Source organism: Paracoccus sp. (in: a-proteobacteria) (genome assembly GCF_030536915.1).
Classification (GTDB): domain Bacteria; phylum Pseudomonadota; class Alphaproteobacteria; order Rhodobacterales; family Rhodobacteraceae; genus Paracoccus.
Map to the genome: position 1 here is coordinate 1 of NZ_JAUNPC010000085.1, position 11,870 is coordinate 11,870.

The following is an 11,870-nucleotide window of genomic DNA, read 5'->3' on the forward strand; positions in this document are numbered from 1 at the left end:
CGACCACGCCGGGGTCGGCCAGGGTCGAGATGTCGCCGAGGCTGCCATAGTCGTTTTCCGCGATCTTGCGCAGGATGCGGCGCATGATCTTGCCCGACCGCGTCTTGGGCAGTCCCGGCGCCCACTGGATCAGGTCGGGCCGGGCGATGGGGCCGATCTCGGTCCGCACCCAGGTTTCCAGGTCCTTGCGCAGCTCCTCGGACGGGGTCACGTCGTTCATCACCGTGACATAGGCGTAGATGCCCTGCCCCTTGAGGTCGTGCGGATAGCCGACCACCGCGGCTTCCGCGACCTTGGGATGGGCGACCAGCGCGCTTTCGACCTCGGCCGTGCCCATGCGGTGGCCCGAGACGTTGATGACGTCATCGACGCGGCCGGTGATCCAGTAATAGCCGTCCTCGTCCCGCCGGCAGCCGTCCCCGGTGAAGTAATAGCCCGGATACTGCTGGAAATACGCCTCTTCGAAGCGCTGGTGGTCGCCCCAGAGCGTCCGCATCTGCCCCGGCCAGCTGTCGGCGATGCACAGCACGCCCTCGACGCCGTTGCCTTCCTGCACCGCGCCGGTCGAGGCGTCCAGCACCGCGGGCTTCACCCCGAAAAAGGGCAGCGTGGCCGCGCCCGGCTTGGTTTCGATCGCATAGGGCAGGCTGGTGATCATGTGCCCGCCGGTCTCGGTCTGCCAGAAGGTGTCCACGATCGGGCACCTGCCCTTGCCGATGTGCTTGTCGTACCAGGTCCAGGCCTCGGGGTTGATCGGCTCGCCCACGGAACCCAAGATGCGCAGGCTCGACAGGTCGTGCTTTTCGACCCACGACGTTCCCTGGCTGATCAGCGAGCGGATGGCCGTCGGCGCGGTGTAGAACTGGGTGACCTTGTGCTTTTCGCAGACCGCCCAGAAGCGCCCGGCGTCGGGATAGGTCGGCACCCCCTCGAACATCAGCGTGGTCGCGCCATTCGCCAGCGGACCATAGACGATATAGCTGTGCCCCGTGACCCAGCCCACGTCGGCCGTGCACCAGAAGACGTCGCCGTCCTGGTAGTCGAAGGTGTATTGATGCGTCATCGAGGCAAAGGCCAGGTAGCCGCCGGTGGTATGGACGACGCCCTTGGGCTTGCCGGTGGACCCCGAGGTGTAAAGGATGAACAGCGGGTCTTCCGCGCTCATGGGCCGGGGCGGGCAGTCGGGGCTGGCGTGTTCCATCAGGTATTTCACGTCCACGTCGCGGCCCTGCACCCAGGTCGTCTGGTCGCCGGTGTGCTTGACGACAAGGCAGCGCACCTTGTCCGAACAATGCAGCAAGGCCGCGTCGGTGTTCGACTTCAGCGCCGTCCTGCGCCCGCCGCGCGGAGCGGTGTCCGACGTGATGACCACCTTCGCGCCCGAGTCGTTGATCCGGTTCGCCAGCGCATCCGGCGAAAAGCCCGCGAAGACGATGGAATGGATCGCCCCGATCCGCGCGCAGGCCAGCATCGCGTAAGCCGCCTCGGGGATCATGGGCAGGTAGATCACCACCCGGTCGCCCCGCATCACGCCCTGGCTCAGCAAGACGTTGGCGAAGCGGTTCACTTTTTCCGACAGTTCGGCATAGGTGATGTTCAGCGCGGGTTCTTTCGGGTCGTCCGGCTCGAAGATGATGGCGGTCTGGTTCGCGCGCTTGGGCAGATGCCGGTCGACGCAGTTCACGCAGGCGTTCAGGACCCCGTCCTCGAACCACTTGATCGAGACCTGCCCTAGCGTGAAGTCCGTGTTCTTCACCTTGGTGAAGGGCTTGATCCAGTCCAGGCGCTGCGCCTCGCGGCTCCAGAAACCTTCTGGGTCGGACAGCGATTCGGCGTAGCGGGCCTTGTAGTCTTCAGGCGTCACGTGGGCCCTGGTGAACCCTTCGGGGATAGGGTGCTTGGCGACATGTTCAACGGACATACGACCTCCTGGCAATGGAACGACCGTCAGCGGCTCCCCCCGCTGCGGAACGCCCGCGCGCACAAATCACGGCGGGTTGAACAAAGCCTATGTGCGCGCCAGCGGCTTGTCACATGCAAATGTTGCAAAACTGTTTCCAGCCGGGCCGCGACCTGCAAAACTCTCTTGCCGGCCTTGAAAGAAAGGAAAACCCCATGACCCGAGACCCGCATCAGGACGCGGATTCCGGTGCCGTATCACAGGCCCATGCGATCCTGGACGCGGCACGGGACGGGGTGCTGGCGGTGCTGGACGCAGAAGGCTGGCCGATGACCTCGCGCATCGCCCTGCAGACGGATGCGGCGGGCGAGCCGCTGGCGCTGCTGTCGGGCCTGGCGCTGCATACGGCGGCGCTGGGCCGCGATCCCCGCGCCGCGCTGCTGATCGACGAAAGCCGCGCCGGTGACGGGCGCGGCATGGCGCTGACCCGCGCGCGGCTGTCGCTGCAGGTCACGGCGAGGATGGTCGCGGCCGACGTCGCCGAGGACCTGCGCCGCGCATGGCTCGACCGCGACCCCAAGGCCGCGGTCTATGCCCGGTTGCCGGATTTCCGCTTCTGGCGGCTAAAAATCCGGGCCGGACTGCTGAACGCCGGTTTCGGCCGCGCCTTCCGGCTGACGGCGGATGATCTTCGCCGCTGAAGGAACAAGGGCCCGGCAATCCACCGCCGGGCCCGGGTCATGTCCTGTGCCGGACTTATTCCGGCTGGTCCATCCTGATCTTCAGGCCCATCGTCCCTCGCACCGCCTGCGAGAAATCAAGGATCACCTGGTTCCTGCCCGATCCCTGCCCCGTCGAGACAGAGGGCAGGTCGGTGTTGCGCGCACCCCCGCCCGTCTGCACGGTGCCCTGCGCCACGATCGATTCGACCCGCATGGACTGCCCGTTGAACGGCAGCGCCCCGTCCGTCGTCACCACCCAGCGGACCGAGGCCGTGTTCTGGGCATGGCTGACGGTCAGCGGGTTGGCCGTCGGGATCTTGACGCCGTTGAAGGTGTTGCCCTCGAACCGCACGTTCCGCATCTTGCTGCTGTCCAGGTTGGCGAAGGTGGTATCCACGCGCTCGACCCGGTCGATCTGCGCGTAAAGCGACTTGAAGACGTTGCCCATCACCGTCAGCCCCTGCAGCGAATGTCCCGCGCCATGGGGCTTGATGACGATCCACGAGAAATTCGCCACCGCATGGGAACACAGGAAGGTGTTGCCCGTCAGCGTCAGCCCGCCGAAGGGCGGCTGGCCAGCGACCCAGGCCGGGACGGGATGATGCTCGTTGGTCCATTCGATGCTGGCGTTGTCGATGTAGTTTCCCGTCACCGTCACTTGCGCGTTGCGCCCGGTCAGCACCAGCCCCGCCGTCCGCAGGCCCGAGTTCTGGCTGTCGCCCTGGAACCAGTGGTTGCCGGTGATCAGGTGCCCGGTGCCCGCCGCCACGCAGAAATGGCCGAAGCGGACAAAGCGGTTGTCGCGGATCTTCACGTCATTGCCGTTGACGTTCAGGCAGACGCTGGTGCGGTCCTGCGCGGGTCGGTCCATGTCGTCGGCCATGAACTCGCAGCGGTCGATCAGCATCCCCTGGCAGGCCTCGCCGATCGAGGTGATGGCCCGGTCCTTCGGCCGCGTCACGAAGCAGTCGCGGAAGGACCATAGCCCCCCCTGCGGCGGCAGCATCACCCCGCTTGCGACCCCGTCCAGCCCGAAATCGACGTTCATGAAGTAGAAACGGTCCACCTGCGGCACGGTCGAGAAGTCAAAGGCATAGCGATAGCGCACGAAGCCGTAGCTGCGGGTGCCCGCGCCGCCGTAAAGCGGTTGCGACAGGGTCAGGGTGCCGGTGGCGACGTTCTTCGCGCGCACATAGACCTCGCGGCCGACGCCGGGGCCGGTCAGGCGAGAGCCGACCTCGATCGCCGCGATCTGGGCCACGTTCCGCAGCTCCTCGGCCCGCGCCGGGTCATAGGTGGCGGTCGAGTTGACCGTGCGCGTCGCCCATTCCGGCCCGTCCACGATGCCGATCTGTCCGTTGGCGACCACGCGGCGGGCCGAGAACTGGGTCAGGCCCGGCACAAGGTCGCCGATCACCAGCGGCTCGGTCAGGTCCACCTTGCGCCCGCAAAGGTCGAAGATGTTGTGGTCGCTGTAATCCAGCAGCGCCTGAAGGCCCCGCTTCATCCCCTCGGTCTCGTCCCCGAAGGCATCGGCATACGAAGGCAGGTCGAAGTTGCGGCGCAGCCCCAGCCGGGCGCTGCGCGGCATCCTCAGGGTGCCGGTGAAGCGCACCGGCTCGTTCATGGTCAGGTTGGCGCCGATGTAATAGGTGCCGGCAGGCACCAGCACCTGCCCGCCCGCCGCTGCCGCATCCGCCCGCTGGAAGGCCGCGCGGTCGTCCGTCACGCCGTCGCCGATGGCGCCGTAATCGCGCACGTCCACCCAGTCGATCATCGCTGGCACGAAGGCGGCGGTCACGTCCTCGATCCGCAGGTTCTCGATGCGGACCGCGCCGTTGTTCGGGCCGGTCAGGTCCAGCCCCATGTGCCCCAGCGTGGCGGATGGCCCCCAGCCCATGTTGACGCCCTGCCGGGTGGCGGTGGCCACGATGGCCGACACCTCGACCACCGCGCCATAGCCGGGCAGCGCGACCGCAGGCCCGGCTTCAGGCACGCCCGTCACGCGCTGGCGCTGCGCCGTGCCCGGCCATCCCGCGATGCGGACCGCGGGCAGGTTCCCCGCGATCCCCTTCACCCGCGCCGAGACGCGCAGGTAGGTGCCCGGCAGGATCGGCGTCTCGCCGGTGAAGCGGATGCGGGTGACGTTCTCCTGCTTGACGATTTCCAGGCAGGCGCCGAAGTCCTGGTCCGCCGGCACGATCGCCGCGTTCGGCGAATTGGCCCAGGTGGCCTCGCCCGACAGCCCATTCGCCTGGGACCATGCGCCAAGACCCGCGGAAAACCCCGGAGGCATCAGTTGCAGCCCTGCGGTGATGGCGATGTTCATGCGCTCTCGTCCTCTCTCGTGGGCGCGAGGACGACGGCCCCGCGGCGATGCGAGGGAACCTGCCGGACGAGGGTTGACGCGCGGTTAACCCACCGCGCGGTGCAGCAGATGTTCAGGCAACGGCCGAGAGTGCCGGGAATTGGTGCGTGCCTGGCACGCACCGCCTTTCCTCAGACCGCCTCAAGCTCTCCGGCCAGCGCGCGCTCGATCAGGGCGCGGGTTTCATTGACCCCGTAAAGCGCGATGAAGCCGCCGAAGCGCGGCCCCTGATCGGCGCCCAGCAGCACCTGATAGAGCGTCTGGAACCAGTCGCGCAAAGGCTCGAAGCCGTGTTCGGTGCCGACCGCGAAGACCATGGTCTGCAGGGCCTCGGCATCGGCAGGCTGGTCCCATGCGGCGAGCCGGCCCGCCAGATCCTCCAGCGCCGCGCGTTCCTTGTCGGTGGGCGCGCGGAACTGGCGAGTGGGCGCCACGAAGTCGTTGAAATAGCGCACAGCAAAGCCTGCCGCCGCGTCAAGATCGGGATGTGTCTCGGGGCTGGCCTCGGGCGCATAGCGGCGGATGAAGCCCCACAGCCCCTCCTTGTCCTGCGCCCCCGCCACCGAGGCGAGGTTCAGCAGCATCTGAAACGGCACCACCATGTTGGACGCAGGCACCTCGCCGCCATGGATGTGCCAGACGGGGTTGGCAAGCTGCTGATCCGGCGTCTGCCCGGGAAAGGCGCGAAGCTGCTGGTGGTATTCGTCCACCGCCTTGGGAATGACGTCGAAATGCATCCGCTTGGCGGACTTGGGCTTCTGGTACATGAAATAGGACAGGCTTTCCGTGGCCGCATAGGTCAGCCATTCGTCGATACTCAGCCCGTTGCCCTTTGATTTGCTGATCTTCTGTCCGTGCTGGTCAAGGAACAGCTCATAGGTGAAATGCTCGGGCGCGCGGCCGCCCAGCACCTCGCAGATGCCGTCATAGATCGGCGTGTTGGTGGAATGGTCCTTGCCATACATCTCGAAATCGACATCCAGCGCGGCCCAGCGGGCGCCGAAGTCGGGCTTCCATTGCAGCTTCACTTGCCCGCCCGTAACGGGCAGCGTCCATTCACGCCCCGTCTCGTCGTCGAAGGTGATCTCGCCCTTTACGGCATCCACGTTCCTGATCGGCACATACAGCACCCGCCCAGTTTCCGGGTGGATCGGCAGGAAGCAGGAATAGGTCTGCTGCCGTTCCTCGCGCAAGCTGGCCAGCATGATCTCCATGATCGCGTCATAGCGTTCGGCGGCCTTCAGCAGCGTCTCGTCGAACTGGCCCGAGCGGTAGAACTCGGTCGCGCTGATGAACTCGTACTCGAAGCCGAAGGTGTCCAGGAAACGGCGCAGCATGGCGTTGTTGTGGTCGCCGAAGCTGGGGTATTCGCCGAAGGGATCGGGCACCGAGGTCAGCGGCTTCTGCAGATGCTCGCGCAGCATATCGGTCTGCGGCACGTTGTCCGGCACTTTCCGCATTCCATCAAGATCGTCGGAAAAACAGAACAATCTCGTAGGGATGTCGCTGATAAGCTCGAAGGCGCGGCGGATCATCGTGGTCCGCGCGACCTCGCCGAAGGTGCCGATATGCGGCAGGCCGGATGGGCCATAGCCCGTCTCGAACAGGACATATCCCTTCTCGGGGTCTTTCTTCTCGTAACGTTTCAGCACCCGGCGGGCTTCCTCGAAGGGCCAGGCCTTGGAATTCATCGCCGCATCGCGCAGGGTGCTCATGGTGCTCTCCGTCCGTTCGGCCCTGCCGTAGCGGCCGGCCTTCGCATCGTCAACATTCCAGCCCCTCCTGCCGGAGATCATGATGAGCCTCGACCTGCCCTCTTTTTCCCCCTGCGACGCCCTGGTCGCGGTGATGGTGGCGGTGTCGGCCTCGGGCAAGGGGCTGGGAACCGCCGAGATGGTGGCGATCGAGCGGCTGGTGAACCACACTCCCGTCTTCGCGACCTATGACATCACCCGGCTGCGCCCGGTGTCGCAGACCATCCTGACGATCTTCGAGGACGAGGAAGGGCTGGACGCGCTGTTCGTGCTGGTGCGCGACGCCCTGCCCGAAAAGCTGTTCGAGACGGCCTATGTGCTGGCCTGCGACGTGGCGACCGCCGACGGGCAGGTGGGGCAGGACGAACTGCGGATGCTGACCGAACTGCGGGACGAACTGGACATCGACCGCCTGCATGCCGCGGCCATCGAGCTGGCGGCGCGGGCAAGGAACCGGCGAATCTGATCCTCCGCGCCGGAACCGGCGGGTGATGGCGGGTGGAATCTTGCTCTCCGCAAGCCCGTGCCTCCATGCCGCAGATGCAAGGACGCCGGGTGGAACCCCACCGCGCCAGCCCCCGCCTCAGATCTCCGGCGGCAAGACCCGCAGGGCACGGGGCGGCGCCAGGCTTGCCGCGACCAGGTCGCGCTGCAGCAGCTTTGCGCGCTTGACCCAGGCAAGGCTGCCTTCGGGCCAGTCCTGCCCCTCGGTCGCGGCGCGCCGCGCTTCGTCGGCCGCCAGCACCGCAAAAGCCACCCTGCGTCTATCGGGCACCGAGGCGTAACCGGCCAGCGAGGACACGAAGTTCAGCGTCCCCGTCTTGGCCTGCACCAGCGGCGCGCCGGCCTTTCCGCCGCCACGCGATGCCTCGCCCAGCACGTCCCGCAACGGGTCGGGGTTCAGCAGCGCCGGCAGGGCCGCCTGCGCCCCGGGCCGCGCCAGCAGCCGCGCCAGCGTTTCGGCCGAGATGCGGTTCCCCGCATTCAGCCCCGAATGATCCGCCAGTTGCGCCATGCCCGCGCCGGTCGCCTGCAGCCACTCTGCCATGCGCTGCGCCGAGGCCACCTGTCCGTCCGCCCCGCTCGCTGCCAGCCCCAGCACCTCGGCCGTCAGGTTCGTCGAATGCCTGAGCATCCCGCGCAGCACCGCCGGCAGGGGTTGGCTGTCATGCCGGGCGATCTCATGGCCGCTGGGGGTTTCCTCGATCACCTCGGGCGACGGCAGCGGCAGGCCCGCGGCGCGGGCGAGCGTCTGGAACACGTCCCCGGCATAGGCCTCGGGCTGGCGGACCGGCAGCCAGCGGGTGCCCCGCGCGCCCAGCCCCGCGCGGGGGATATCCCAATGCTCGCGCCCCTCGCCGACGCGGTGCAGATAGGCGCCGCCGCCCGGTCGCACGCCTGCGCCGATGGTATAGGCGCGCGGGGAATGACCGCTGGCCCGCGCCTCGAGGCTGAGCGCGCAGTCGGTCTCGCAGCGCCAGCCCAGATGGACCCGGTTGAAGTTGAGGATCAGCCCGGAAACTGCCGGATTATAGGCAAGATGCGCCGCCTGCCCCGGCGCGATCTCGGCCACCCGCGGCAGCGCGCCGCCCCAGACGGCAAAGCGCGCCGGACGCCACCCGCCCACGGCCTGCGCCACCTGCCCGGCAAGACTTGCCAGCCCGTCGCTGTCCAGCGTCGGGTCGCCCCCGCCCGCCAGCACCAGCGTATCGCCGTCGCGCAGCACGCGGGTCGAAAAGCGGTGCGCGGCCCCGAGGCGATCCAGCGCATAAAGCGCCGTCACGATCTTGAGGGTGCTTGCCGGCGGCAGCATCAGCCCCGGCTGATGGCCCGTCACCGGCAGTTCCGTCTCAAGATCAATAGCGACGAAACCAAGCTCGGCACCGCCAAGCCTTGCCTGCGCCAGCATCTCTGCCGGGGACGCCATCGGCCTGCTGGCCGGCCGCTCGGCCCGGGCGGGGGCCGCAAGCAGGGCAGAGGCACTCAGCGCCGAGAAAAGAAAGCCGCGTCTGTCCATCATCCTGAGGCCGGCACCTGGCGCATCTTCAGGGATCGGCCAAGCCGTCCGCCCTCGACCAGCCATCCGATCAGCGCAAGCCCGGCAACCAGCAGCAGCCAGGCCCATGGCGGCAGCAGGGGACGCAGCGCCAGCCCGTCCACGGCCTCGGCCTCGCGCGGGGTGATGGCGATCCACGGGCGCTGGATGCCCTCGCCAAAGGCCTGCCTGCCCGCGGCCACCCGCCGCAAATCGGGCACCCCGTCCGACAGCCGCAGCACCGCGCCGCGCGTGGCCTCGGCAAGACCCGTCAGGGTCTCGCCTGTGGCGACGGTCTGCTCGAACTCGCGCGGCGCGGCGGGTCCGACCGCGACGACACGCGACAACTCGCCTTCGGACAGGCGGTAAAGCCCCGGCCCCGGCGCCTGCCAACGGGCCGAGAAGCGCCCGTCCGCGACCGGCTCAAGCGCCAGTTCGGCCATTGTCCCGTCTGGCCGCGTGATCGTCACGGGGCCGACCGCATCCTCCATCGTCTGCCGCGTCACCTGAAGGCCCATACCCTCGGCAAGCGAGACGGTCAGCGCCTCCTCCTCAAGATCCGGCTCCTTCATCGACCAATGGGCGATGCGGCGCAGAAGCTCGGCCTGCGGGCCACCGCCCTCGAAGCCCCTCGCCCACAGCCAGACCTGGTCCGAGGTCAGCAGCGCGACCCGCCCCTCGCCCACGCGATCGGCGATCAGCAGCGGACGGTCCTCCCCACCCACCATCAGCACCTCGGCGCCCGGTTCGGGGATCACGTCGCCCATCTGCAGCCAGCGGCCCCAGTGCGAGGCCCCGGCCGCGTCGGGGTCGGGCGCGCCGGGCAGCGCGGCCGTGACAGGATGGCGCTGCCCGGCATCGGTCAGGCGCGGCAGGAAGGGCGCGTTCAGGAACCGCCCCGTGGGCCGCCCCGGCAGGATCGCGCCCAAGGGCGACAGGTGCAGGCTTTCGACGCTGGCGGCCTCGGGGCCGGAAGACACCAGCAGGGCGCCGCCGGTTTCGACATAGCGGCGGATGTTGTCGAAATAGGCCGGCGGCAGGATGCCGCGCACGCTGTAGCGGTCGAAGATGATGAGGTCGAAATCCTCAATGCGCTGCTGGAACAGCGCCTCGGTCGGGAATGCGATCAGCGCCAGTTCGTCCACCGGAACGCCGTCCATCTTGTCCGGCGGACGCAGGATGGTGAAATGCACCAGATCGACGTTCGTGTCGGATTTCAGGATGTTGCGCCAGACGCGGCTGCCGGGATGCGGCTCGCCCGACACCAGCAGCACGCGCAGCCGGTCGCGGACGCCCTCGATCTGGACGGCGGCGCGGTCGTTCAGGTCGGTCAGTTGCGCGGGCTCGCCCCCGGGCGGATCAAGCGAGATCGCCACCACGTTCTGCCCGGCATGCGAGGGCGTCACGGGGATGTCCAGCGGCATCCCCGGCGGGATCGTCACCACCTGCTCCTCGGCCCCGTCGATCGAGACGCGCAGGGTCGCGGCCCGGCCTTCGATTTCGGGCGGCACCGCGCCCTGGTCCTCGACCCGGACGCGGATCGTCACCGGCTCTCCGATCAGGCCGAAGGCTGGGGCTTCCTCGATGACCAGCCGGCGGTCCCAGTCGGCGGGCTGGCCGGTCAGCAGGACGTGGACCGGCGCAGGGGCCGTGGCCGGCAGGGCGGCTGGGTCGTGCAACTGGCCGTCGGTGACGACGATGGCGCCCGCGACCCGCGCCTCGGGCTCGGCGGCCAGAGCGCGGGTGATCGCCTCGCCCAGCCGGGTGCCGTCGGGATCGTCGCCCACCGTGATGCGGCGCAGTTCGGTGCCGGGGGTGGACCCGATGCGGTCGGCCATGGCCTGCGCGGCGGCGCGGGCCTGTTCGGTGCGGCCGGTCAGCGACTGGCTGGCGCTCTGGTCCTCGACCAGCAGCACGATGTCGGACAGCCCGCGCCGCACCCCGGTTTCCAGCACCGGCCCCGCCAGCGCCAGGGCGGCAGCCAGCCCGGCAAGGCCGCGCCACGGCCAGCCATTGAGGCCGCGCCACCAGGCCAATGCCGCCGCCAGCACCGCCAGCGCCACCAGCGCCGCGACGAAGGGCCAGGGCAGCAGCGGATCGAACCCCAGCCGCGTCATGGCAGCAGCCCCGGTATCCGCAGGTCCGAGGGCGGCTCGCCCCGTTCGCGCCCCAGCCGTTCCAGCAGTTCGGGGACATGGACCTGGTCGGACTTGTAGTTCCCGCTCAGCACATACATCACAAGGTTGATGCCGAAGCGCAGCGCAAGCTCGCGCTGGCGGTCGCCGTCATAGCCCCGGCCAATGGCATAAAGCGGGCGGCCATAGTCATCCTCGGCCCAGGCCTCGGCCCAGGAATTGCCGCCGATCACCACCGGCGACACGCCGTCGTTCGATCGGCCCAGCGCCCCCGTCCCGGCGCCCGCCTCAAGCGCCTCGACCCAGAGGGTGGTGCCCTGCCAGCGGCCCGGAAAGTCGTCCAGCAGGTAGAAGGCGCGGGTCAGCACATGGTCGGGCGGAACCGGCGCCAGCGGCGGGATGTCCAGGGGCGCCGCCAGCCGCTGCAGCGCCGCCGAGCCGTCCGGCGCCCCGGTCCCGGCCAGATCGCCGTCGCGGGTATCGAAGAGGATCATGCCCCCCGTCCGCAGAAAGCGGTTCAGCCGCGCATAGGCCGTGGGCGAGGGCAGCGGCTGGCTGTCGGTCACGGGCCAGTAAAGGAAGCTGAGCAGCGACAGGTCGTCCTCGTCCAGCGCGACGGCGACGGGCGTTCCCGGCTCGACCGTGGTGCGCGCCCGCAGCGCCCCGGTCAGCCCGGCCAGCCCGAGGTCCGATGCCTCGTCCACCTCGATCTCTCCGGTGACGACATAGGCGAGCGAGCTTTCACGTGCCGCCTCGGCCAGCCGGGGGTCCGGCTCGGGCAGGTCCTGCGCCTGTCCCAATGCCGGGATCAGCGCCGCCAGCATCAGCAGGGCGCGGCGGGTCAGGGGCCGGCTCATGCGGCGGCCCCCTGCCCGCGCCGGCTGCCCGCGATCAGGGCGGTGCCAAGGGCGTCGGCGGCCAGCAGCAAGCCGGCCAGCGCCAGCAGCCAGCCGCCC

General features: G+C 68.9%; 8 protein-coding genes. 2 read left to right on the forward strand and 6 right to left on the reverse strand.

Going from position 1 to position 11,870, the window contains the following annotated elements:
- The coding region (gene acs, locus Q4F04_RS12530; RefSeq protein ID WP_303370157.1) for an acetate--CoA ligase at positions 1-1,921 on the reverse strand (1,921 nt) is incomplete at its 3' end.
- A 194-nt stretch (positions 1,922-2,115) separates the two neighbouring features.
- On the opposite strand from acs, the gene Q4F04_RS12535 reads away from it, so the two are divergent.
- On the forward strand, positions 2,116-2,601 hold the full coding sequence (locus Q4F04_RS12535) for a HugZ family protein (RefSeq protein ID WP_303370158.1): 486 nt from the start codon (positions 2,116-2,118) through the stop codon (positions 2,599-2,601).
- A gap of 55 nt (positions 2,602-2,656) precedes the next feature.
- Here the strand turns inward: Q4F04_RS12535 and Q4F04_RS12540 are convergent, their stop codons facing one another.
- Together Q4F04_RS12540 and Q4F04_RS12545 are read right to left on the reverse strand one after the other, a co-directional pair.
- Positions 2,657-4,951 carry a glycosyl hydrolase family 28-related protein gene (locus Q4F04_RS12540; protein ID WP_303370159.1) on the reverse strand — a complete coding sequence of 765 codons (2,295 nt, stop codon included), beginning with the start codon at positions 4,949-4,951 and terminating at the stop codon, positions 2,657-2,659.
- Between the two features lie 170 nt (positions 4,952-5,121).
- The gene (locus Q4F04_RS12545; protein WP_303370160.1) at positions 5,122-6,705 is read right to left on the reverse strand and encodes a lysine--tRNA ligase; all 1,584 of its coding nucleotides are present in this window, start codon (positions 6,703-6,705) and stop codon (positions 5,122-5,124) included.
- Positions 6,706-6,787: 82 nt separating this feature from the next.
- Here Q4F04_RS12545 and Q4F04_RS12550 point away from each other — a divergent pair, with 82 nt between their 5' ends.
- A complete protein-coding gene (locus tag Q4F04_RS12550) occupies positions 6,788-7,210 on the forward strand; it encodes a tellurite resistance TerB family protein (RefSeq protein ID WP_303370164.1) in 423 nt (140 codons plus the stop codon).
- Between the two features lie 117 nt (positions 7,211-7,327).
- Here the strand turns inward: Q4F04_RS12550 and Q4F04_RS12555 are convergent, their stop codons facing one another.
- The 3 genes from Q4F04_RS12555 to Q4F04_RS12565 are packed head-to-tail and all read right to left on the reverse strand — an operon-like array spanning position 7,328 to position 11,771.
- On the reverse strand, positions 7,328-8,764 hold the full coding sequence (locus Q4F04_RS12555) for a D-alanyl-D-alanine carboxypeptidase/D-alanyl-D-alanine-endopeptidase (RefSeq protein ID WP_303370161.1): 1,437 nt from the start codon (positions 8,762-8,764) through the stop codon (positions 7,328-7,330).
- A complete protein-coding gene (locus Q4F04_RS12560) occupies positions 8,761-10,896 on the reverse strand; it encodes a hypothetical protein (protein WP_303370162.1) in 2,136 nt (711 codons plus the stop codon). The genes Q4F04_RS12555 and Q4F04_RS12560 overlap by 4 nt, the downstream gene beginning before the upstream one ends.
- Positions 10,893-11,771: a DUF4159 domain-containing protein gene (locus Q4F04_RS12565; protein ID WP_303370163.1), complete on the reverse strand. Its 879-nt coding sequence runs from the start codon at positions 11,769-11,771 to the stop codon at positions 10,893-10,895. Before Q4F04_RS12565 ends, Q4F04_RS12560 begins: the two co-directional genes overlap by 4 nt.
- Positions 11,772-11,870: the final 99 nt, after the last annotated feature.

What these genes read in the sequence shown, in the direction of transcription:
- Q4F04_RS12535 (WP_303370158.1), top strand. Translation starts at nt 2,116, where the DNA reads ATGACCCGAGACCCGCATCAGGACGCGGATTCCGGTGCCGTATCACAG.
- Q4F04_RS12540 (WP_303370159.1), bottom strand. Translation starts at nt 4,951, where the DNA reads ATGAACATCGCCATCACCGCAGGGCTGCAACTGATGCCTCCGGGGTTT.
- Q4F04_RS12545 (WP_303370160.1), bottom strand. Translation starts at nt 6,705, where the DNA reads ATGAGCACCCTGCGCGATGCGGCGATGAATTCCAAGGCCTGGCCCTTC.
- Q4F04_RS12550 (WP_303370164.1), top strand. Translation starts at nt 6,788, where the DNA reads ATGAGCCTCGACCTGCCCTCTTTTTCCCCCTGCGACGCCCTGGTCGCG.
- Q4F04_RS12555 (WP_303370161.1), bottom strand. Translation starts at nt 8,764, where the DNA reads ATGATGGACAGACGCGGCTTTCTTTTCTCGGCGCTGAGTGCCTCTGCC.
- Q4F04_RS12560 (WP_303370162.1), bottom strand. Translation starts at nt 10,896, where the DNA reads ATGACGCGGCTGGGGTTCGATCCGCTGCTGCCCTGGCCCTTCGTCGCG.
- Q4F04_RS12565 (WP_303370163.1), bottom strand. Translation starts at nt 11,771, where the DNA reads ATGAGCCGGCCCCTGACCCGCCGCGCCCTGCTGATGCTGGCGGCGCTG.